At 54.4% G+C, this 20,950-nt stretch carries 20 protein-coding genes and 1 pseudogene; 10 read left to right on the plus strand and 11 right to left on the minus strand.

The window, feature by feature from the left end:
• The first annotated feature begins 47 nt into the window (after window positions 1-47).
• The 3 genes from KGB23_RS14105 (at window position 48) to KGB23_RS14115 (ending at window position 3,625) form a co-directional block, all read left to right on the plus strand.
• A complete protein-coding gene (locus tag KGB23_RS14105) occupies window positions 48-1,217 on the plus strand; it encodes a mandelate racemase/muconate lactonizing enzyme family protein (protein WP_223431527.1) in 1,170 nt (389 codons plus the stop codon).
• Window positions 1,218-1,321: 104 nt separating this feature from the next.
• The gene (gene dctA, locus KGB23_RS14110) at window positions 1,322-2,629 is read left to right on the plus strand and encodes a C4-dicarboxylate transporter DctA (protein ID WP_223431528.1); all 1,308 of its coding nucleotides are present in this window, start codon (window positions 1,322-1,324) and stop codon (window positions 2,627-2,629) included.
• A 123-nt stretch (window positions 2,630-2,752) separates the two neighbouring features.
• The gene (locus tag KGB23_RS14115) at window positions 2,753-3,625 is read left to right on the plus strand and encodes an oxaloacetate decarboxylase (RefSeq protein ID WP_223431529.1); all 873 of its coding nucleotides are present in this window, start codon (window positions 2,753-2,755) and stop codon (window positions 3,623-3,625) included.
• A 326-nt stretch (window positions 3,626-3,951) separates the two neighbouring features.
• On the opposite strand, the gene KGB23_RS14120 is transcribed toward KGB23_RS14115, so the two are convergent.
• Entirely contained in the window at window positions 3,952-4,539 is a 588-nt protein-coding gene (locus KGB23_RS14120; RefSeq protein ID WP_223431530.1) for a TetR/AcrR family transcriptional regulator, read from the minus strand.
• A 99-nt stretch (window positions 4,540-4,638) separates the two neighbouring features.
• On the opposite strand from KGB23_RS14120, the gene KGB23_RS14125 reads away from it, so the two are divergent.
• Complete coding sequence (locus tag KGB23_RS14125; RefSeq protein ID WP_223431531.1) at window positions 4,639-5,397, plus strand: SDR family oxidoreductase; 759 nt, start codon at window positions 4,639-4,641, stop codon at window positions 5,395-5,397.
• A 149-nt stretch (window positions 5,398-5,546) separates the two neighbouring features.
• On the opposite strand, the gene KGB23_RS14130 is transcribed toward KGB23_RS14125, so the two are convergent.
• From KGB23_RS14130 to KGB23_RS14140, 3 genes are all read right to left on the minus strand, one after another.
• A complete protein-coding gene (locus KGB23_RS14130; protein ID WP_223431532.1) occupies window positions 5,547-6,626 on the minus strand; it encodes an alkene reductase in 1,080 nt (359 codons plus the stop codon).
• Between the two features lie 88 nt (window positions 6,627-6,714).
• Complete coding sequence (locus KGB23_RS14135; protein WP_223431533.1) at window positions 6,715-7,554, minus strand: pirin family protein; 840 nt, start codon at window positions 7,552-7,554, stop codon at window positions 6,715-6,717.
• Window positions 7,551-8,129, minus strand: coding sequence for an NADPH-dependent FMN reductase (locus KGB23_RS14140; RefSeq protein ID WP_223431534.1), 579 nt, complete (start codon window positions 8,127-8,129; stop codon window positions 7,551-7,553). Before KGB23_RS14140 ends, KGB23_RS14135 begins: the two co-directional genes overlap by 4 nt.
• A 122-nt stretch (window positions 8,130-8,251) precedes the next feature.
• Here KGB23_RS14140 and KGB23_RS14145 point away from each other — a divergent pair, with 122 nt between their 5' ends.
• A complete protein-coding gene (locus KGB23_RS14145) occupies window positions 8,252-9,178 on the plus strand; it encodes a LysR family transcriptional regulator (protein WP_223431535.1) in 927 nt (308 codons plus the stop codon).
• Between the two features lie 63 nt (window positions 9,179-9,241).
• On the opposite strand, the gene KGB23_RS14150 is transcribed toward KGB23_RS14145, so the two are convergent.
• Both KGB23_RS14150 and KGB23_RS14155 read right to left on the minus strand, forming a co-directional pair.
• A complete protein-coding gene (locus tag KGB23_RS14150) occupies window positions 9,242-10,717 on the minus strand; it encodes an amino acid racemase (RefSeq protein WP_223431536.1) in 1,476 nt (491 codons plus the stop codon).
• Window positions 10,718-10,727: 10 nt separating this feature from the next.
• Complete coding sequence (locus KGB23_RS14155; RefSeq protein ID WP_223431537.1) at window positions 10,728-12,014, minus strand: dicarboxylate/amino acid:cation symporter; 1,287 nt, start codon at window positions 12,012-12,014, stop codon at window positions 10,728-10,730.
• 229 nt (window positions 12,015-12,243) lie between these two features.
• Here KGB23_RS14155 and KGB23_RS14160 point away from each other — a divergent pair, with 229 nt between their 5' ends.
• Window positions 12,244-13,173, plus strand: a complete 930-nt coding sequence (locus KGB23_RS14160; RefSeq protein WP_223431538.1) for a LysR substrate-binding domain-containing protein — start codon at window positions 12,244-12,246, stop codon at window positions 13,171-13,173.
• 167 nt (window positions 13,174-13,340) lie between these two features.
• Here the strand turns inward: KGB23_RS14160 and KGB23_RS14165 are convergent.
• A pseudogene (locus KGB23_RS14165) lies at window positions 13,341-13,436 on the minus strand (transcriptional regulator); the annotation flags it as partial.
• Window positions 13,437-13,461: 25 nt separating this feature from the next.
• Here KGB23_RS14165 and KGB23_RS14170 point away from each other — a divergent pair.
• Window positions 13,462-14,205: an SDR family NAD(P)-dependent oxidoreductase gene (locus KGB23_RS14170; RefSeq protein WP_223431539.1), complete on the plus strand. Its 744-nt coding sequence runs from the start codon at window positions 13,462-13,464 to the stop codon at window positions 14,203-14,205.
• 74 nt (window positions 14,206-14,279) lie between these two features.
• On the opposite strand, the gene KGB23_RS14175 is transcribed toward KGB23_RS14170, so the two are convergent.
• From KGB23_RS14175 to KGB23_RS14185, 3 genes are all read right to left on the minus strand, one after another.
• Complete coding sequence (locus KGB23_RS14175) at window positions 14,280-15,479, minus strand: MFS transporter (protein WP_223431540.1); 1,200 nt, start codon at window positions 15,477-15,479, stop codon at window positions 14,280-14,282.
• A gap of 86 nt (window positions 15,480-15,565) precedes the next feature.
• On the minus strand, window positions 15,566-16,588 hold the full coding sequence (locus KGB23_RS14180; protein ID WP_223431541.1) for an alpha/beta hydrolase: 1,023 nt from the start codon (window positions 16,586-16,588) through the stop codon (window positions 15,566-15,568).
• A 54-nt stretch (window positions 16,589-16,642) separates the two neighbouring features.
• Window positions 16,643-17,692, minus strand: coding sequence for an NAD(P)-dependent alcohol dehydrogenase (locus tag KGB23_RS14185; RefSeq protein ID WP_223431542.1), 1,050 nt, complete (start codon window positions 17,690-17,692; stop codon window positions 16,643-16,645).
• Window positions 17,693-17,857: 165 nt separating this feature from the next.
• Between KGB23_RS14185 and KGB23_RS14190 the strand changes: the two genes are divergently transcribed.
• Window positions 17,858-18,775 carry an AraC family transcriptional regulator gene (locus KGB23_RS14190; protein ID WP_223431543.1) on the plus strand — a complete coding sequence of 306 codons (918 nt, stop codon included), beginning with the start codon at window positions 17,858-17,860 and terminating at the stop codon, window positions 18,773-18,775.
• Between the two features lie 10 nt (window positions 18,776-18,785).
• Here the strand turns inward: KGB23_RS14190 and KGB23_RS14195 are convergent, their stop codons facing one another.
• The gene (locus KGB23_RS14195; protein WP_223431544.1) at window positions 18,786-19,535 is read right to left on the minus strand and encodes an NADPH-dependent F420 reductase; all 750 of its coding nucleotides are present in this window, start codon (window positions 19,533-19,535) and stop codon (window positions 18,786-18,788) included.
• Window positions 19,536-19,636: 101 nt separating this feature from the next.
• On the opposite strand from KGB23_RS14195, the gene KGB23_RS14200 reads away from it, so the two are divergent.
• Together KGB23_RS14200 and KGB23_RS14205 are read left to right on the plus strand one after the other, a co-directional pair.
• On the plus strand, window positions 19,637-20,044 hold the full coding sequence (locus tag KGB23_RS14200; protein WP_263288617.1) for a winged helix-turn-helix transcriptional regulator: 408 nt from the start codon (window positions 19,637-19,639) through the stop codon (window positions 20,042-20,044).
• A 137-nt stretch (window positions 20,045-20,181) separates the two neighbouring features.
• Window positions 20,182-20,802, plus strand: a complete 621-nt coding sequence (locus KGB23_RS14205; protein ID WP_223431546.1) for a TetR/AcrR family transcriptional regulator — start codon at window positions 20,182-20,184, stop codon at window positions 20,800-20,802.
• Window positions 20,803-20,950 lie beyond the last annotated feature (148 nt).

Here is a 20,950-nt window from a genome sequence, read left to right on the forward strand (position 1 = left end):
CACCGCAAAGCATAACGTGGGGCCACCAACAACAAGAGGAACCCGTCATGCGTATCGTAGACATCCGTGAAAAAACCGTCTCTATCGCTTCCCCAATCGCCAATGCCTACATCGATTTTTCGAAAATGACCTGCTCGGTTGTCGCTGTCGTCACGGATGTGATTCGCGATGGTAAACCTGTCATCGGCTACGGTTTCAACTCCAACGGTCGCTATGGCCAAGGCGCTCTGATGCGTGATCGCTTCCTGGCGCGTATCACGGAAGCTGATCCAGATACTCTCGTCGATCATGAAAACAATAACCTGGATCCGTTCGCCATCTGGAAAACCCTGATGACCAACGAAAAGCCAGGTGGTCACGGCGAGCGCTCAGTCGCGGTTGGCACCATCGACATGGCTGTGTGGGATGCGGTTGCCAAGATTGAAGGTAAGCCCCTGTATCGCCTGCTGGCCGACCGTTACCGCGACGGCGTGGCAGATGACAAGGTCTGGGTCTACGCGGCGGGCGGCTACTACTACCCTGGCAAAGATCAGACCAAGCTCAAAGCAGAAATGCAGAGCTATCTGGATCGTGGCTACGACGTCGTCAAGATGAAGATTGGTGCGGTGCCACTGGACGAAGATATCCGTCGTATCGAAGCGGTACTTGAAGTGGTAGGTGATGGTCGTCGCCTGGCGGTCGACGCCAATGGCCGCTTCGATCTGAAGACAGGTATTGCGTACGCGGAGGCCATCAAAAAGTACAACCTCTTCTGGTACGAAGAAGTTGGCGATCCGCTGGACTATGAACTGCAGGCTGAGCTTGCAAACCACTATGAACTGCCCATGGCTACTGGTGAAAACCTGTTCTCCCATCAGGATGCTCGAAACCTGCTTCGCCACGGTGGTATGCGCCCTGATCGCGATTACCTCCAGTTCGACTGCGCCCTGTCTTACGGACTCGTGGAGTACATGCGCACCCTGAAGGTGATGGAAGAAATGGGTTGGTCTTCCCGCCGCGTAGTTCCGCATGGTGGTCACCAGATGTCCCTGAACATCGCAGCGGGTCTACACCTGGGCGGTAACGAATCGTACCCAGACGTGTTCCAGCCTTTCGGCGGGTTCGCTGACGGGATTCGTGTGGAAAACGGCTATGTCGGTCTGCCGGATATTCCAGGTGTCGGCTTCGAAGCCAAGTCAGCTTTGTACGCAGTGATGCGTGAGCTGGGCGAAGGCTAATAGCCCTTGAACTGCGGCCTTTTTTTCAAGAGGCCGCAGTTATCAGGCGTCACCCACTGACGCCACGCCACACGCCCATCACAAAAATAAAATGAGGTGCTTCCGTGGAAATCTCCAAGTCCCGCTGGTACAGCCAGCTGTATGTGCAGGTGCTGATCGGTATCGTAGTCGGTGCAGCAATCGGTCACTTTGAACCGCAATTCGGAGCCAAGCTTCAACCTTTTGCCGACGGCTTTATCAGACTCATCAAAATGCTGTTGGCCCCTATTATTTTTGGCACCGTGGTTGTCGGTATCGCCAAAATGGGCAGCATCAAAGAGGTCGGGAGAATTGGCGTTAAATCGCTGCTCTACTTCGAGATTCTTTCAACCATCGCGCTGGTCATCGGCCTTATTGTGGTCAATGTCGTAAAGCCAGGCGTTGGGATGAACATCAACGTCGACACACTGGATGGCAGTGCTATCGCCAAGTACAGCCAAGCTGCCACTGAGCAGGGTGGTACCGTCGATTTTTTCATGAACATCATCCCACAAACATTTATCGGCGCGTTCTCGAATGGCGTCATGCTCCAGGTCATCCTGCTTTCAGTCTTGATGGGTGTTGCCCTGGTTCAAATGGGTGAAACCAGCAAACCGCTGATCAATACCATCGACCTGTTCCTGCAAGGCCTGTTCAAGATCGTCGCAATGGTCATGCGGCTGGCTCCAATTGGTGCCGGTGCCGGTATGGCGTTCACGATTGGCAAATACGGGATCGGTACGCTGCTGTCACTCGGCCAGTTGCTGATTGCGCTCTATGTCACCACCCTGATCTTTATTGTGGTGGTGCTTGGAACGGTTGCTCGATGGTCAGGAATGCCTTTATTTCAGTTTCTCCGCTACTTCAAGGACGAGATTCTCATCACGCTCGGAACCTGCTCGACTGAGGCTGTGCTTCCGCGAATGATGGTGAAACTTGAAAAGCTGGGCTGCAAGAAGTCGGTGGTGGGCATGGTGCTGCCAACTGGATACACCTTCAATGCGGATGGCACCTGCATTTACCTCACCATGGCGGCGATTTTTATCGCGCAGGCAACCAATACGCCGCTGACGATTATGGATCAGATGATTCTGTTGGGTGTTTTCCTGTTGACCTCGAAAGGCTCGGCTGGTGTGGCGGGTGCCGGGTTCATAACACTCGCGGCAACGCTTACAACCATCCACTCCATTCCGTTGGTGGGCCTTGTACTACTTTTGGGCATCGACCGGTTCCTCAATGAAGCGCGAGCTGTTACCAACCTGATTGGCAACGGTATCGGCACTATCGCCATTGCCAAGTGGGACAACTCGTTCGATGTAGAAGCCTGTGAGCGTGAAATTGCCGCGATGAAAAACGCAAAGGCGGAGCGTAGAGCGTTAGCAACGCAAAAGTAATCAACATCGATTACCCGGTCATTCCTCTTCGGATAGGGCGCAATGACCGGTAGCTATTCGATGCCTCGTTCACACAGAACCATTCAGCGAAGTTCTCAGTAGAATTGCGATGGAGCCGAAAAAATGATTGAGCGATCCCATCACGAATTACGTAAGGCGTTCGGTGATTTACTTCATGGAACAGTCTGTAAATTTGCCGCATCAGTGTTCGATCCGATCTCGGTTCGAATGGCCTCTGACCTTGGCTTTGAGGTCGCCATCCAAGGTGGATCCGTCGCCTCGCTTCAAGTGCTCGGTGCCCCAGATATCTCGTTGCTCACTCTTGATGAGTATGCGGAGCAAGTTTCCAGGGTCGGACGGGCCAGTCAAATCCCAATCATTGGAGACGCTGATCACGGGTTTGGCAACGCGCTCAATGTAATGCGAACGGTCACCGAGCTGCAGAAGGCCGGTGTTGCCGCGCTTACGCTAGAAGACACTCACCTACCGGCCAAATACGACGAGCAATCGAACGTGCTCATCAATATGGAGGAGGCCGCGAGCAAGATTTACGCTGCACGATTTGCTCGGTCAGATGATGCACTTAGCATCATCGCCAGGACGAATGTGGCCGTTAGCACTTTGGGAGATTCCATTGCACGCACCACGGCCTATCAAAAAGCTGGGGCCGACGCGATTTGCCTTGTTGGAGTAAAGGATTTCCAACATTTGGAAGCACTCACCTCGCATCTTTCCGTACCGATCATGCTGATCAATTATGGAAACCCTGCTCTGAGCGATGTTGAGAAACTGAGTGCAGCCAATGTGCGGATTGTGGTCAATGGGCATGCCCCGTATTTGTCCGCAATCAAAGCGACCTACGAGGCGCTGCGCGAACAAAGCGGCACAGAGGGGAGCGAGCTTTCTCTCCCCGAGCTGCTTTCTAAATACACACTCTCGGACAATTACCGAGAGTGGGTAAAGACCTATTTGAAGTCAGAGCACGATTCGAATTGAGTTTGAACAGGTGAAATAAAGCGTCATGAAAAAGACAGTCCTGGCCTTCAACCGATACGCGCAATGCAATGGCACAGCGTGCTCTGGAAAATTTGCTGATGGGTCTCGAAGGACGGCGGCCGAGAGACCTCGTGAATGTCCACGGGCTAGGACACAGGTGGACGGAGTGACCAGAAGGGCGCTGGCAGTATGGTCGCCTTACTGGATGGAGCGCGGCTTATAGGTTGGTGCACCTACTCAAGCCGCATCCAAGATAAATCAGCCTTTAGCTAAAGGGCCCTGAGCTCCGATTCCTTTAGCCACGACGCGGTATCTGGTTTTTTAGGCTACACGCTTTTCTTAAGGCTTTCGGGGCTGCCAGCGCATAGACCATCCATCACCAAGTTCATCAATCTGGCGAGACGCGAGCGCCATTCGCTCTGGGAATCCATTTGCCAAATTCCGGCGATGGCTAGAAAAAAGTCGTCGTTAGTAATCCCGCTACGAATCGTTCCGGCCTTTTCATTTGCCCTCAAAAGCGACTCGGCTGCTGCCTGGACTGGAGCGTATCCCGACTTCCCTGGGAACTCGTAAATAGACGCAGCTTGTTGTATCGCAGTAGCGAGTCCTGCCTTTGTCATTGCATATTCAGCGAGGCAGTCCATCCATTCTCGGAGGGCCTCCTTAGGTGGTTTTGTCGCGAGGAGCTCTTCCGCCAACGAGGCTACCTGCTGCATTTCGAATTGATAGACCTCGAATACCAGCTTCTCTCTGGTAGGGAAGTGGCGATAGAACGTGCCCTGTCCTACCCCAGCCTTCTTCGCAATCGTACTCAACGGAACCGCAGGATCGCTAGTCAGCTCTACCACCGCGACCTCCAGTATCCGTTCACGGTTTTTCTTGGCGTCAGAACGCATCACCAACTCGTCAGTCATGAGCAAAATTTTCCTTCATTATGTTGCTAAGCGGACAATTGTCCGTTACGGTTTGCAAGTGGACACTTGTCCGCTTACGCAACGTTTCTGGAGTTTACTATGAACAGCACTGGCAACACGATTCTGGTTACTGGCGGCACCTCAGGCATCGGCCTTGGTCTGGCACTTAGGCTTCACAAGGCGGGCAACAAAGTAATTATCGCGGGACGTCGCAAGGCTCTGCTCGACAAGATTGTGTCGGAACATCCAGGTATTGAATCAGTGTTGCTGGACGTCTCCGATCCACAATCCATCAAACGCAACAGTGAAACGCTTGCGATCAGCCACCCGAATCTGAACGTTCTCATAAATAACGCTGGCATCATGCATTGGGAGGATCTGACTGATCCGGAAAGCCTGAGCACAGCCGAAGATATCGTGACAACGAACTTACTTGGCACGATTCGAATGGTGTACGCATTTACTCCCCATCTGATCATGCAGCCCAGTGCAACGATTGTGAATGTCAGCTCGGCTTTGGCATTCGTACCGCTGCCTGCTACACCGACCTACAGCGCAACCAAAGCGGCAGTTCATTCGTTCACTCAAAGTCTTCGAGTGCAGCTAGAGGCCTCGTCAGTCGAGGTTATCGAGCTTGCGCCACCGGGTGTGCGTACCTCTTTGCTTGGGCAGGAAAATGACGAGCACGCCATGCCCTTGGACGAGTTTTTGAATGAAATATTCGAACTGCTCGAGATCACTCCGACCCCACACGAACTTGTCGTCGAGCGCGCCAAGCCATTACGGTTTGCTGAAGCGAGCGGTTCACATGATGAGGTATTGAAAATGCTTGCGGGATACAAACCACCGGCAGAATGATGTTAACCGTGTGGGTAGCACCTGATGCCATCGCTGCAGGCAGATGGCATCTGCCTGCCTGGGCGCGCGGTCTGGCTCAGCATGCTTGAATTTTTTCCACCCAGACCAGCACGGTGGTCGCCGAAGATGTGAGCGTTGTCATTGAGTATCTATCGGGATTCCGCCATGGTCGGATAGTCCGTGTAACCGCGATCCTCACCTTGGTAGAACGTCGTCGGGTCTGCTTCGTTCAGGGACCTGCCGTGTTTGAATCGCTCTACCAAATCAGGGTTGGCCAGGAACGCGGTGCCAAACGACACCAGATCAGCATCGCCTAAGCTGATCGCCGTTCCGGCTCGCTCTGCGTCATAACCACCATTGGCAATGTAGGTGCTACCGAAACGACGCTTTAGTTCTACGAAATCGAATTGCCCTTCTCCAAGTTCAACCACGTGTATGTAGGCCAAACCATAGCGACTGAGCATCTTGGCTGCGTAGTTAAAAGTCGCTTGGGGAGTGCTGTCGCTCATGGAGAAATAATTGAAGATTGGCGACAGGCGAACACCCACACGGCTTGCCCCGAAGACCTCAATGACGGACTCGACTACCTCCTTAAGAAATCGAGCGCGATTCTCTATGGAACCACCATAGGCATCGTTTCGGGTATTGGTGCCATCGCGCAGGAACTGGTCGATTAGATAACCGTTTGCACCGTGGATTTCTACGCCGTCGAATCCAGCACGTTTCGCGTTTTCAGCACCTTGGCGAAAATCAGCGATCACGCCAGGAATCTCATCGAGATCTAGAGCCCGTGGCAATTCATAAGGCTTCAGTCCTTCAGGAGTGTAAATTTCGCCATCAGCCTTGATCGCTGATGGGGCTACTGGCCGTTCACTGTCGATCTGCACCAGCGGGTGCGACAGTCGTCCGACATGCCAGAGTTGCAGGAATATACGTCCACCTTCCGCATGAACAGCGTCGGTCACTTCTTTCCAGCCCGCTATTTGCTCAGTGGTAAAGATGCCCGGCGTTCGCATGTAGCCTTTGCCCTGCGCCGAAACCTGAGAGCCTTCGGTAATGATAAGGCCGGCTCCGGCGCGTTGGCGGTAATACTCAACCACGGTGGGCGTCGGAGCATCACCTTCTCCGGCGCGGCTTCGCGTCAAAGGCGCCATAATCATGTGGTTTTTCAGAGGGAGAGAGCCGATTTGTGCAGGGGACAAAAGCAGGTCGAGATTGCTCGTGGTCATGATGTATCTCTGTAAGTTGAGGATTAATATTCGGGGTTGGCGATATGTTTAGCGGGGAGTCGTATCGACTGAAGGCGCGCCTCAGGGGCTAGCTCAGTCGTCCCTCCTGCCGCAGGCGTTCGCCGATACGCTGTATCTCAGTTTCGCCCTGTGCCAGAGCTGCCTTGCTCGTGTGTACCGAGTAGTAGCCCGTCACCAGTTCGTGCGGATGCTTCACTGCTGAGCCCAGTACGAATGAGCAATCGCCTTGAGCCACGAAATCGATGTGTTGCTCGGACTCCTCGAATACGGCGAGCTCGCCGGTATTAATCAGGCCCCCTGCGTCCAGCCGTCCTGCATTAACCGCGAGCCAGGCAACGGTGTGATCGGACGGCGGGGTGTACCGCCAGCGCTCGCCGTCTTTCAGATTCACGGCGAGATAGTTCATATCACTCGGAGCTTCAATCAGGCTCTGCGCAGCACCGTAGCGTCCCAGGAGCACGCGCGCGGGGCCTTCCTGCGGAACTTGGGAGGGCGCCAGGTAGACGCTCTTCGGGGGAGCGTTCTCTAACGACGGTGGTAGCGCTACCCAGAGCTGGAATCCCTGCATTGAGGACTCGTTGGCCAGCGTAGCGTCGTGCCACACCCCATTGCCGGCGCGCATCCACTCAACGCCACCGGCAAGCAATACACCTGTCGCGCCAGTGGTGTCCTCATAGGCGACGTCGCCTTTGCTCATGAAGGTAACCGTCGCTATCCCTGAGTGCGGGTGCATGCCGAAATTCGACTTACCTCGACTGGCGTTCAAACTGAAAATATCCAGGAAAATAAAAGGTTTCAAAAGCTCGCCCAGATCGCCCGGGCTCATAAGCCGCGTTATCGGGCCATGTGTGCTGCCCTTGGTGCGATGAACTATGGCGCGTTGCAGAATAGCGACGGCGGTGGTCATATCTTTGCTCTCGGTTTTTTGAGTGCTTGGGCCCACCAGACAATATCGTCGAGCAGTTTTGTGGCTGCCTGGGCCAGATGCGGGTAATCGTTGAAGTTCTTTCCCTGTTGCCAGATACCGATGAATTCAGCGATGTCTATGTGCACGGCATTGCTTAGCGGGGCCATCTGCAACTCAATGGCTACCAGCTGTAACTGTTCGATGACGCGACCAGTGCCGCCATAACCAACGAAGCCGACCGGCTTGCGGCTGAGCTTCTGGCCAGCGCTATCGAAGGCTATTTTCAGCTCGTCGCTTGTACCCTGGTCGTACTCTGGTGTGACCACGATCAGGCCGTCGATCGGTGCGAGCCTGTCGGCCCAGCGTTGCCCCTTCAGACTTTTAATGTCAGGCGAGGTTGGAGATTGCGGTTCGTCGAAGAAGAGCTGCGAGTGATCCCGCAGGTTGATCAATTCGATGGTGAGATCTTTGCGCTGCTTTGCTATCTCGTGGATCCAGACCCCGTGCTTTTCACCGAAGCGAGCTTCACGGGTCGAGCTGATTACGATGCCGATGAGGGTGAGGGGGGAGGTCATAGGTTGTTCCGGCAGATTGCAGGTCACTGCAGCTATGCCTGAATGATATGCGCCCATTCATTGCTTTATTAGATGGCATAATTGGATTGGACTAATCCATTTTACGATGTGGTGGCGATACCATGCTTGACCTGAACGACGTCGCTTTGTTTGTACAAGTGGTGCGCAATGGCAGCTTTGCCGAAGCGGCGCGGCAGCTTGGAATGCCCTCCAACACCTTAAGCAGGCGCGTTCAACAACTCGAGGCTCAGCTCGGCACGCGGTTACTGCAGCGCTCCACACGCAAGCTCACACTTACCCATTCAGGTCAGGCTTTTCATGACAGGTGCTCTGGCGCCGTAGAAGGCCTGATCGATGCCGGGCAACAGTTAATGACGGGAAGTCAGGAGCCGAGTGGCATCGTGCGTATTGCGGCGATGGCTGATTTTTTCGACTTTTTCCCTATGGAGTGGGTGGCCGATTTTCTAGCCGAGTATCCACGGGTGCAGCTTGACTTCGTGCTGAGTGATGCACGTGCCGATTTGATCGCTGATCGGATCGACATCGCGTTTCGAGGCGGCACTTTACAAGACTCCGGATACGTCGGTCGCCAACTCATTGGCGCAGGTAATGAAGGGTTGGTCGCCAGCCCTAAATACCTGAGTAAACAAGGTGTGCCCACTACGCTAGAGGATCTGGTCAATCACGACTGTGTGAGTTTCGGTCATCCTAGCGGCGTTACCACATGGCGTCTTTATGGGCCAAACGGCGCTGAGGAAGAGGTGCAGATTACCAGCCGATTTAATGGCAACACCGCTCAGGCTTTGCGCAAGGCTACGTTGGCTGGGTTGGGCATTGCGTTGCTGCCGCCCACTATCACTAAATTCGATCTTCAGGCTGGCCGCCTTGTGCCTGTGCTACCGAATTACCATCGCACTGGTTACGGCTTGCATGTGCTTTACCCTAGTCGGCAACATTTGCCGTTGGCGGTATCAGCATTCATTGGATTGGTAATGGAGAAGCTCAAAGAGGAAGCATTCCCTGCGAGGGTTTTACCCCAGCAGGCTTGATACGGTGTTTGGGCTTATGACCGTAGTGGTAAAAGTCGCGTAGCGAGACGGTAGACGCGACAACTACCTTGAAAAACGCCGGGCTAGCTCAATGCATTTCAATGCCAAAATGGTTGTTGGATCGACCAATGCGACCTCATGATTTTTGATCATGTAGGATTCGCTATGCTCTAGCACCAGGGGTAGTTCTGTGCACCCCAGGATGAGCACATCTGCACCCAGTTCACACAAGTGCTCTGCTGCGATCAAGAGCTGGTCTTTACAGATGCCGTCTGTGAAACCCGCTTTAATTCCGTGGTCTCCATAAATCGACTCCATCACCAACGTCTGGTAATCCATACCGGGAGCAATTATCTGCAGCCCAGCTCGGCGAGCTGCCTCGTGATACACCTGACTTTTTATTGTGCCGGAGGTCGCTAGCAGCCCGACGGTTTTGCCAGCGCCATACCTCTGCACGATAGCCTCTACCGTCTCAGTCAGCATATTCACAATAGGTACACGCAGGTGCGGCTGGATGCGCTCAACAAATGCGTGAGCTGTATTGCACGGGATCGCTATGGCATTGGCGCCGGCGCTTTCCAGTCGCCTGCACGTTGCGTACATCGCCATCGTCGGATCAGTTTCGTCATTCAGCAAGTTGGCTGTGCGATCAGGGATCTGCGGGTTTTGTTCCACCACCATTTTGATGTGCTCTTGATCGCGACCTGCCGGTGTATGCGCAACGACTTTACCCATGAAGTCGACCGTTGCCGCTGGCCCAACTCCACCCACTATCCCAAGCTTGAATGGCGGACGGGTCGACTGACCTTTCTCCAAGGTAGCGAAAGCGGCATAGATCTCATTGATATCCAGGACAGTGACGCCACGCCGTTGCAGATCACCACAGACCAACGAGAGCTCAGTCATGCCAGGCAGGATGATTGTGGCCCCCTGATCCTGAAGCGAAAGGCAGGCTTGATAAACACATTCGAGCGGTACACCGTCAAGGAATCCATCTTTGATACCGTTAACCCCGTACATGGCGTCCATCAACCCAGATTGCTCGTTATCGTTTGGATAAACGATCTTGAAATCAGTGCCGAAATAGCGCTCAAACAGTCCTGAGTGCCGAACATAGTCAGACGCAATGATTCCCAACGTACTGCCGCGTTCAGCGACATGATCAATGTGCTTGCGTAACGCCGCCATCATATCCAGAACGGGTATGCCAATTTCCTCCTGGATCTCGTCACGAAAGGTGTGACTGGCAAAACAAGGCAGTAAGACTGCATTGACTTCGCTGGCCTCGAATGTCTGACAAACCTGGAAAACATAGAACTTCCTGGAGGTCATATTGGCACCCCGATCCAGGGGCATCAGGACGTCTTTGAAGGGGTGTTGTTCAAACAGGAAGTGATAGCGACCTTGATCCTCCAGAACAGCTCTGGACTTCACCAACTTGTAGAAAAGATCGCCGCCGGCCAGTGAGCCAAGCCCGCCGACGATACCTAGTTTGCGAGCAAACGATGACCCGCTGGACGGCTTCGATTTACCTTTCATGATTAGGTTCTCAGGCTGGTGTCAGAGTGTGATTTGGGAGCGGAGACTCAGTGCCGGGCGCGTCTTCAGCTTCTTCATGTGGTTCTGATTTGGCCACCACAGCCGTCGCGATGCTATTGCCAACCACGTTGGTGGCAGTCCTGGCCATATCAAGGAATTGGTCAATGCCAAGGATCAGCAAAATACCGGCTTCGGGAATATTGAACATGGGTAACGTAGCCGCCACCACAACCACCGATGCTCGGGCTACACCCGCCATTCCCTTGCTGGTGATCATCAGCGTCAGCAAGATCAGCAGTTGCTGTGTGAAGCTCAAGTCGACGTTGTAGGCCTGTGCAATGAACATGATGGCGAACGCTTGATACATCATCGAGCCATCAAGGTTGAATGAGTACCCCAACGGTAGAACGAAGCTGGATACGCGTTTCGGCGCACCAAATTTCTCCAGTGCCTCCATGGTTTTCGGATACGCGGACTCGCTGCTGGCAGTGGAGAATGCCAACAGAACAGGTTCGCGGATCAGCTTGCCCAAGGTAAACACCGAGCGGCCGAGGAACAGATAGCCGGCACCGAATAACACGCACCACAGAATCACAATGCCCAAGTAGAACTCGGCAATCAGCTTTCCGTAATCGACTATCAAGCCAAGACCTTGGGTGGTGATCGCCGATGCGATGGCTGCGAAAACGCCGATTGGCGCGAAGGCCATGACGAAGTCAGTGACCTTGAACATCACCTTGGCCAGCTCTTCGATGCCATCGACAATCGTTGTGTAACCCGCTCGCTTCACACCTGCAAGGGCAAACCCGAAGAACAACGAGAACACCACGATTTGCAGGATTTCGTTGTTGGCCATGGCTTCAGCAATGCTGCGGGGAAACACGTGACTGATGAAAACCTTGAGGCTGAAATCCCCGGTGTTCACCACGGGGCTCGCCGCATGCTGGACGACCTCCATATTCAGTCCCGCACCGGGTTGGAACAGGTTGACCAGGCCCATGCCGATTGCCAGCGAGATTACCGACGCGGTGACGAACCAGGCCATGGCTCGCAGGCCAATGCGTCCAACGGAGCGGGAGTTTCCCATGCTGGCAATGCCACCGACCAGTGTCGCGAATACCAGGGGCGCGATGATCATCTTGATCATGCGTAAAAAAATGTCGGTGACCATCGAGAAGTAAGACGCGATCTCTTTGGCGCTTTGTTCGCTCCCTGCGAAGTGATGGCACGCCCAACCGACAAGCACGCCCAAGGCGATGCCCATTGCGATCCGACGCGGAAGTTTATTTTTCTTCACGGAGCTTTCCTCAAGTGGTTTTTTTGCTTTTTTTACTTGGCAGGAGACAAGTGTCATTCGGTCGAAGCGCTGTGGCCTCGCTCCAACGTTTTCGATTCTAGGGGCGGGTTTGAAAGGTCGTGATGAGTAATCCCGATAGCGTCATGCGCTTTTGGAATAGTTTTCGAAACTGCTGCTTCATCCCGACTGAGGCGCAGTAAACTGCTCATTCGGGACATGAGGTGTCGGTATGCAAATCAAATGGCTGGATGATCTTCTGGCGGTCGCGGAGTGGAAGAATTTTTCTCGGGCTGCGGAGGTTCGCTGTGTGACCCAGTCGGCTTTGTCGAGGCGTATAAAGTCACTTGAAGAATGGGTAGGTGCAGAGTTGGTGGATCGTGGCACCTATCCTGTCCAACTGACCTCTGCTGGCCGCACATTTTGTGAAGAAAGCCGCGAAGCTTTGGCGGGGCTAATGATGCTGCGCTCAAGCCTTCGCGAGGTAGAGCGGATGCCCGGGCGATCCATCCAGGTCACTGCCGGCCACAGTCTGTCGATGACATTCCTGCCGAAATGGCTGAAGCAATTTCAGCAGCACAATGAGCAATTCAATGCGCGGGTCGTTGCCGCCAACATCCACGACGCGGTCATATCTCTGGAGGAGGGGAGTTGTGATCTGATGATTGTCTATCATCACCCCTTGGCACCCATTCTTCTCGATTCGGAAAAGTTCGGGAGTTTGACATTGGGTCATGACGCGTTTATTCCTGTGTGCGCACCTGACAGCGATGGGAATCCGCTGTATCCCTTACCGGGCACCTCCAGTAAAACAGTTCCTCACCTCGCTTATACAGCTACGACTTTTTTAGGTCGTGTTGCCGACATCGTAATAAAGAATGGCCCGACTGCATGCATGTTGGAGCGGTGCTACGAGGCGGATATGACAATGTTACTGATGCGAATGGCAGTCGAGGGTTATGGGGTGGCATGGTTGCCACAAAGCGCTGTCATTGACGAGCTTCAACGAGGTCAGTTGGTGAAAACGGGTGGTGATGAATGGAGCACGCGATTGGAGATACGCTCCTACTGCTCCATCACCAATGAGAACCCTACGATGCGCAACTTATGGAAAACCCTCGAAGGCGCTTCCCGCGATCTCCATGGCAAAACAGCCAGTTGATCTAAGCTCCCAGGCTCGAAAAACATCCCTCAAGTATGGGTAATGACATCTGCGCATCGGGTCATTCTGAAACGTCATCACCCGCTATTTTTTTGCGTGATAGCCCCCGGTGTCAGGATAGTTGTCGCCTGCTCGGGAGCGATTAATCGGGCAACAACATTCAATGCTTAACCGCTTCTGGGTTTACGACCACGCGAGCTTGGCTTCACCGGAACGCTTTTCCCATACTCGCTCCACCATAACGCGAGTGCCTCCATCGTTGGCCTAGGTCGATAATTGGAGATCAACATGTCCCGACTCAATGGAAAAGTAGCCATCGTCACTGGCGCCGGCCGTGGCATCGGCCGCGCTACTGCCAAGCTTTTTGCAGGAGAAGGCGCGAAAGTGGCCGTTGTTTCACGGACGGCTGAAAATGTCGCCGGTGTCGTCGCTGAGATCCAGGCAGCGGGCGGCATCGCTTTCGGAGTGGTGTGTGATATCGCCGACCCGGATCAGATCAAAAGCGCGGTGGAAAAGGTCGTTGCTGAATATGGCCGGATCGACATTCTGGTGAACAATGCCTTTGATCCCTCCGCCGTCTTCTCATCGGTTCTCGATCTGTCAGCCGAGCAATTGCAACGCAATCTGGAAATGGGGCCAATTGCCTATCTGCGGACGATGCAAGCCTGCTACCCACACCTGAAAGCCAGCGGGGAGGGTAGAGTCATCAACTTTGCATCGTTGGCCGGTGTCATCGGCTTGCAGGGTTATGCCCCTTACAACATGGCAAAGGAGGCGGTGCGTGCCTTGACTCGCTCGGCGGCAAGGGAGTGGGGCGCTGACAAGATCACGGTAAACAACGTCATGCCGGTGGCAGACACTTGGGGGGCTGCGGCAGATGTGCCAGCGCCTACCAACGCACTTGGCCGTTATGGATCGCCCGAAGAGGATATTGCGCCGGTCGTGCTGTTCCTCGCCAGTAAGGATGCACAGTTCCTGACGGGGTACAGCCTGACACCGGACGGTGGCCAAATCATCGACAGCGCACGCTGACGGTCACGTCCCACTTCCGAGTGTATTCTCCACCGAAACCACAAGACATGCCTTGGCGTGTCTTGTGGTTATTTTCAAGCAATGCTTACCGATGCAACAGGCTCCCGCGATGCTGCGCGTGCAGCCAGGAAGGCAAGGACGGCCGCCACGCCTAGCAAAGTGGCGCTCAATTCGAAGGTCGCTTGATAGCCGCTCGAGTCGAAGACCAGCCCGCCAACGGTTGCGCCAGACGCAATAGCGAGTTGGATGATCGCCACCATTAAGCCGCCTCCCGCTTCAGCAGCGTCTGGCAGCGTTCTCGCCAGCCATGTCCACCATCCCACGGGCGCTGCAGTGGCTACCAGTCCCCACAGGCCAAGCAAGACAGTCGTGGTTGCCGCCGAGCTACCGAATGAAACGAGCGCCAGTGCAATTACTGCCATCAAGATCGGGATGACGATGAGGGTTCGATGCAGGCCATTTTTCAAGAACGCTTCAATCAGGAAGGTTCCTGCGAGGCCCGCCAGGCCCAGGACGAGCAACATCAACGACAGCATGGAAACATTGACGTGCGTGACCGTTTCAAGAAACGGGCGCAAATAGGTAAACAGCATGAACTGGCCCATGAAAAATACGCTGACCGCCACCATGCCTAACGCAACCGGCGTGCTTTTCATTAGCTTGAAGACGTTGCCAGTGCCTGAATCGTTTTGCGATTTCATCGCTGGAAGGCTTAACAACAGCCAGACACAAGCAACTATCGCGACTGGAATGACGCACAAAAATGCGCCGCGCCAGCCAATCAGGGCGCCGAGAAAACTGCCCAATGGTGCTGCAATCACAGTCGCCAAAGCGTTGCCGCCGTTGACGATTGCCATGGCGCGTGTGACCTGGTCATCAGGCACAAGGCGCATGGCGGTTGCCGCCGACAGTGACCAGAAGCCACCAATCGCAACACCGATCAGCGCGCGCCCGATCATGAACACCCAGTAGTTCGGGGCGAACGCGACCACTGTTCCAGAAAGGATCATAAGCAGTGTCAGTGTAAGAAGCAGCGGTTTGCGGTCGACCCGCGCAGCCACCGATGCGATCAGAAGACTGGTGAACAAGGCAAACAGTCCCGAGATGGAGATTCCCTGACCGGCTTGCCCCTCAGTGATATGCAGATCTGCGGCAATCGGTGTAAGCAGGCTTACAGGCATGAACTCTGATGCCACCAGCACGAAGGCGGCGAGCGACATGGCAAATACGGCGCCCCATGATTTATGGGGCACTGGGAGGGTGTGATCAGTCATTGTTTGAATCCTGTATTGCGCGAAGCTTCGTAGCCCCGAGAACGAGGCTACGAGAGAAGCGATGCCCTGTCAGGACACCGATCAGGCTACTTCAGGTTGCTTTTGAAGAAGGTAGTCAACTTGGCGAAAGGAATGAGGTTGACCCGGTCGTAGAGATCGACGTGGTTAGCGCCAGGGATGATGACCAGTTCTTTAGGCTCCGCTGCACGCTTGTATGCATCTTCACTGTATTCACGGGAGTGAGCCTCGGAGCCGGTGATAAACAGAAGCGGACGTGGCGAAATGGTCTCGATGTCTTCGAATGGGTAGAAATTGTAGAACTTCGCATTGGTGGCCAGCGTCGGCATGGTGGAAGTCTGCGGCGATGCGCCGGCAGGGGTTACTTCGCCGCGAGGAGTGCGGTAGAAATCATAAAACTCATCGCCTATCGCATTGCCTGTCAGCTTCAACGGGGCACCGGCGGTGTATTTGGTAGCGCCGCCCGTGAATTCCACATAGCGTTGTTCTGCAGCTTCTGCGAGTGCCGTGCGTTTCTGCTCTGGGGTCGTCGAATTACCCAAACCTTTGCGATAGAGGTCGCCGTGGTTGTACATGCTGACTGTTGCAATTGCCTTCAGTCGAGGGTCGATCTTGGCCGCGCTGATAACAAAGGCGCCGCTGCCGCAAATGCCGATGATGCCAATGCGCTCACGGTTAACGAAAGGCCGTGTGCCCAGGAAATCCACCGCTGCGCTGAAGTCCTCTGCATAGATGTCCGGCGACACCGCTTGACGGGGCTGCCCTTCGCTTTCACCCCAGAACGAAAGATCAATCGCCAATGTCACGAAACCTTGCTCGGCGAGCTTCTGGGCATACAGGTTGGAGCTTTGCTCCTTCACCGCGCCCATTGGGTGCCCTACGATGATCGCGGGGCTCTTGGTCTTGGGATCCATTCCTTTAGGAATGTAGAGGTTCCCTACAACGTTCATCTTGTATTGATTTTTAAAGGTGATCTTTTCTGCGATTACCTTTTCGCTTTTGTAGAAGTTGTCAGCACCGTTAGACATGTCAGCCCCCATTGATGAGAAAGAGGCGATAAGCAGCCCCAGGGCAAGAAAGAATCTGTTCATTCGATATTCCTTACTTTTGGATGGTGTCCATTTGCGTTCTTGAATCTGAGGCGCTCAATCAACCAATGTGGAGTTGTCGATCACAAAGCGGTACTTGACGTCACCCTTGAGCATTCGCTCGTAGGATTCATTTATCTGGCCTGCTCGAACCAGTTCGATGTCGGCGACGATGCCGTGCTCGGCGCAGAAATCCAGCATCTCCTGTGTTTCCGGGATGCCACCGATCATCGAGCCAGCAATCGTTCGGCGTTTCATGATCAGGTTGAAAACGTTGGGTGAGGGATGCGGCGAGGCCGGTGCCCCGACCAGCGTCAACGCCCCATCACGCTTGAGCAGCACCAGAAACGCATCAAGATCGTGGGGGGCTGCGACGGTGTTGAGAATGAAGTCGAAACTTTTGGTATGTGCAGCCATTTCTTCAGGGTTGCGCGATACGACGACCTCATCGGCGCCTAATGCCTTTGCCGCCTCGCGCTTGGATTCAGAGGTGGTGAACGCCACGACGTGGGCGCCCATCGCATGAGCCAGCTTGATGCCCATGTGGCCTAGGCCACCGATGCCGACCACGCCTATTTTCTTGCCTGGACCGGCGTTCCAGTGGCGCAGAGGGGGGTAGGTAGTGATGCCCGCGCAAAGCAGCGGAGCGACGGCAGCCAGCTGTGACTCGGGATGGCGGATGCGCAACACGTAGCGCTCATGCACCACGATGTTTTGCGAGTAGCCGCCCAGCGTCCAGCCGGGTGCGTCCGGTGTCGGAAAGTTGTAGGTGCCGACCATTCCGTCGCAGTAGTTTTCCAGGCCTGTCTCACAGTCGTCACAGTGTTTACAGCTGTCGACGACGCAGCCGACACCGACCAGATCGCCGACTTTGAAATCCGCAACATGCGAGCCCACCTTCGATACACGGCCGACAATTTCGTGACCTGGTACGCAGGGAAACTGCGTGCCTGCCCACTCGGCGCGCACTTGGTGCAAATCTGAATGGCAGATGCCACAGAAGGCGATATCGATCTGAACATCATGGGCTGCCGGCTCGCGGCGATTGATCTGCATCGGCTCAAGGGGTTTGTCGCCAGCGTGAGCGCCATAGGCTTGTACAAGCATGGGAGAGACCTCAAAGGATTTGTCGGATGGACATTTTCCCTGTCTGCCAAGGCTCTCTGTAGTGCATTTCGCTGGATTACTTGCCTGATTCTATGAGTCTCTGTTTTTTGGCAGGACGGTTGGGAGTTGGCGAGTTAGAGTTCAGTGAAGAGGTACAAGACGAATATGACGAACAAACCCAACACCAATCCTCAACAGACATCGCCACAAGAAAGGCTTGCGCAGATCATCGGCGCGCAGATCTCGAAACCAGGTGATTCCACAACGGCCATTACAGGCCTCGGCTTCTTCAGGCGCGAACATCCAGCACCGCCCATCGTCTGCATGGTCGAGCCAAGCATCATCCTCATCGCCCGAGGTAAGAAACAGCTCTGGGTAGGTGGCGAGGGCTACCCCTACGACACGTCGCGATTTCTGATCACCTCGTTGGACTTACCTGCCAATTCAGAAGTGCTAGCGGCAAGCCCGGAACAGCCATGCCTGGGGCTGACGTTGAAACTCGATCTGCGCATGCTGGCTGAGCTGATAGCGCAAAGTGACCTGCCGCCAACCCGTGATCGAACAGTTGCGAAGGGGGTAGGAATTGGTTCAGTAACCCCTGCACTGTTGGCGTCTTTCGAGCGCTTATTGGCACTGCTCGATGAGCCGGAGTCCATCCCTGTTCTTGCCCCGTTGATCCAGCGCGAGATTCACTACCGTCTCTTGCAGAGTGATCAGGCGAGCCGACTTCGACAAATTACGTCTGTCGATGGCCAAGGCTATCGGATCGCCAAAGCCATCGATTGGCTGAAGTTGAATTACGCCTTGGCGCTTCGCGTCGATGAACTGGCGGCCCGAGTGCAGATGAGCACTCCGACCTTCCATCACCACTTCCGTCAACTCACAACAATGAGCCCGTTGCAGTACCAAAAGTGGCTGCGACTGAATGAGGCAAGGCGATTGATGCTCAATGAACACCTGGACGTATCCAGTGCGGCTTTCAAGGTCGGATATGAAAGCCCGTCTCAGTTCAGCCGTGAATACAGCCGTCTGTTTGGCGTCCCCCCCAAACGGGATATTTCGGCGTTGCGAGGGCAGGGGTAGGACGAGGAGTTCAACTGGCTGCGTTGAAGCTTCGATTAAATTCAACGACGTCATGATGAGTAGGGTTTTTGGCGAATAGTGCAGGGAGTTGCGCATTGAACGCCTCTCTCTTCTGCGCGGCGGCACCCCTGACTGCGGCATTCAGCGCCGGGCGCATCTCTTCAGCGGTGTAATCGCAGCAGTACGCTGGCGTGCAGGGTTGTTGACGCCACGAGTCTTCCAGGCTGCCGCTGTCGACCGGCTCGAATCCAACTTCATCGACAAGTTGCATTACGAGACGTTTATGATTTTCATCGTCCCCCGCAACGGCTACGCCCAGGCGGCCTTCGGCGTCTTTTGGCTTACCAAGATTCTCTAGCGAATAAGCAAGAATATTGTTGAAGGCCTTGATTACCGGTCGGCCAAGCTGCTCGCTAACCCAGACGCTCTCCGTTTGACCATTTTCCAAAGCGGCGATGCGCTCGTCTCTCAGACCTGGGTAATAGTTACTGGTGTCGACCACTGGAGCCGAGGATGGCAGTGCGGCCAACAGGTTCTTTGGGAGAGCCGCCATAGCCGGCTGGGGAATGGAAACAATCACAGCATCGGTGCCGTCGAAGACATCTTTCAAGTCACAAGGAACGGCACCTGCTTCCTTGGCAAAGGCACTCACCGCCTCTTTTCCACGAGAGTTGGCCACACTGACTTCATGGCCAGCAGTGACAAGCCGGCGGGCAAGGGTTCCGCCGATAGATCCAATACCAACGATCGCAATTTTCATAATGCCTCCAGGGATTCAAAGTCCGAATACGTTAGTATCAGCACTGCAATATCCGCAAGAACCGACGTTTTAGTCTGTAACCCACCAAAAGGTAAGTGTCGATGGAGCGCGAGTGGGAATGTGAGAACCCTTTACGACGGCAGGCCTGGTCTGCCGCTATAAACGCTACGCTTCGCGTTCTGGAGGGCAAATGGAAAATTGTGATCATCAATGAGCTGATGGCCGCTAAAGGCCGACCGCTTCGGTTCTCCGAACTGGAGAAGCTCATTCCCGATGTCACGCAGAAGATGCTCATTCAGCAGTTGAAAGGGCTTCAGCAGGACGACATCGTTCAGCGCACCGTATACCCAGAGGTACCGCCGCGAGTGGAGTACGCGCTGACGGCGCTGGGTCATGCACTCGGCCCGGCTATGACGGCCCTTATAGACTGGGCTGAGCTTCGTCACCAGCACGAGGCAAAGGGGATGGAACGGTCTAGCGTTAGCGACAATGAACTTTTGGAACGCTAATGCGCCATGTTGGACGTACTCAAAAAGTCAGCCCGTTTCAAATCTGATCAACTGTGGTTTCCAAATGTTTGATTTGTGACTATATATATCATTGGTCACAATTTGTAAGTCCTCGATAGGGTGAGTAAGCTATTCCCATGAATCAGCCATCAATATCTTCGCCCGGCCCACGTGGCCCAGTCGATCACGACATTCGAGACCAGATTGTCGCGGCGGCCAATGAACATTTCAGTCAGTACGGCTACGCCAAAACCACGGTTTCCGACCTGGCCAAGGCCATCGGGTTTTCCAAGGCCTACATCTACAAATTTTTTGATTCCAAGCAGGCGATCGGTGAAGCCATCTGCGCAAATTGTCTGGCAGAAATCGTCGCTGCGGTGGCGCAGGCTATCAATGTAGAAGACCTGTCGCCGACGGAGCGCTTTCGACGTCTGGTCAAAACGGTGATCGCCACAGGTGTGAATCTGTTCTTTAACGACCGAAAACTCTATGACATTGCAGCGTTCGCGGCGTCGGAAAGCTGGCCCAGTACGCAGGCTTATGACGCACAGATCAAAGGCTTCGTGTTACAAATCGTGCGGGAAGGGCGAGAGATTGGCGAATTTGAACGCAAGACTCCACTGGACGAGACAGTAGAATCGATACATCTCGCGCTGCGGCCATTCGTCAATCCTTTGCTGCTGCAGTACAACCTCGATTTCGTCGAGGAGGCGCCCACGCTTACCTCCAACCTCATCTTGCGTAGCCTCATGCCTTGACCTTCGGCTTAAAGGTTTACGGCATACCCGGGTAAGCACCAGATCACCAAAACGGCTTTTCACTTTGCCCTTCTTCCCATCCGTCGAAGGGCATTTTATTTATCTGCTTAGTGACTGTTGACTGAAATGGTCACATGAATAAATATGG

This window comes from Pseudomonas sp. GL-B-26 (assembly GCF_019947405.1).
Lineage (GTDB): Bacteria > Pseudomonadota > Gammaproteobacteria > Pseudomonadales > Pseudomonadaceae > Aquipseudomonas.

Excerpts from the sequence above, each read along its gene's own strand:
- KGB23_RS14115 (WP_223431529.1), top strand. The coding sequence starts at position 2,753 with ATGATTGAGCGATCCCATCACGAATTACGTAAGGCGTTCGGTGATTTA.
- KGB23_RS14120 (WP_223431530.1), bottom strand. The coding sequence starts at position 4,539 with ATGACTGACGAGTTGGTGATGCGTTCTGACGCCAAGAAAAACCGTGAA.
- KGB23_RS14190 (WP_223431543.1), top strand. The coding sequence starts at position 17,858 with ATGACGAACAAACCCAACACCAATCCTCAACAGACATCGCCACAAGAA.
- KGB23_RS14195 (WP_223431544.1), bottom strand. The coding sequence starts at position 19,535 with ATGAAAATTGCGATCGTTGGTATTGGATCTATCGGCGGAACCCTTGCC.
- KGB23_RS14145 (WP_223431535.1), top strand. The coding sequence starts at position 8,252 with ATGCTTGACCTGAACGACGTCGCTTTGTTTGTACAAGTGGTGCGCAAT.
- KGB23_RS14150 (WP_223431536.1), bottom strand. The coding sequence starts at position 10,717 with ATGAAAGGTAAATCGAAGCCGTCCAGCGGGTCATCGTTTGCTCGCAAA.
- KGB23_RS14175 (WP_223431540.1), bottom strand. The coding sequence starts at position 15,479 with ATGACTGATCACACCCTCCCAGTGCCCCATAAATCATGGGGCGCCGTA.
- KGB23_RS14135 (WP_223431533.1), bottom strand. The coding sequence starts at position 7,554 with ATGACCACCGCCGTCGCTATTCTGCAACGCGCCATAGTTCATCGCACC.
- KGB23_RS14185 (WP_223431542.1), bottom strand. The coding sequence starts at position 17,692 with ATGCTTGTACAAGCCTATGGCGCTCACGCTGGCGACAAACCCCTTGAG.
- KGB23_RS14130 (WP_223431532.1), bottom strand. The coding sequence starts at position 6,626 with ATGACCACGAGCAATCTCGACCTGCTTTTGTCCCCTGCACAAATCGGC.
- KGB23_RS14125 (WP_223431531.1), top strand. The coding sequence starts at position 4,639 with ATGAACAGCACTGGCAACACGATTCTGGTTACTGGCGGCACCTCAGGC.
- KGB23_RS14160 (WP_223431538.1), top strand. The coding sequence starts at position 12,244 with ATGCAAATCAAATGGCTGGATGATCTTCTGGCGGTCGCGGAGTGGAAG.
- KGB23_RS14200 (WP_263288617.1), top strand. The coding sequence starts at position 19,637 with ATGGAGCGCGAGTGGGAATGTGAGAACCCTTTACGACGGCAGGCCTGG.
- KGB23_RS14170 (WP_223431539.1), top strand. The coding sequence starts at position 13,462 with ATGTCCCGACTCAATGGAAAAGTAGCCATCGTCACTGGCGCCGGCCGT.
- KGB23_RS14105 (WP_223431527.1), top strand. The coding sequence starts at position 48 with ATGCGTATCGTAGACATCCGTGAAAAAACCGTCTCTATCGCTTCCCCA.
- KGB23_RS14180 (WP_223431541.1), bottom strand. The coding sequence starts at position 16,588 with ATGAACAGATTCTTTCTTGCCCTGGGGCTGCTTATCGCCTCTTTCTCA.
- KGB23_RS14205 (WP_223431546.1), top strand. The coding sequence starts at position 20,182 with ATGAATCAGCCATCAATATCTTCGCCCGGCCCACGTGGCCCAGTCGAT.
- KGB23_RS14140 (WP_223431534.1), bottom strand. The coding sequence starts at position 8,129 with ATGACCTCCCCCCTCACCCTCATCGGCATCGTAATCAGCTCGACCCGT.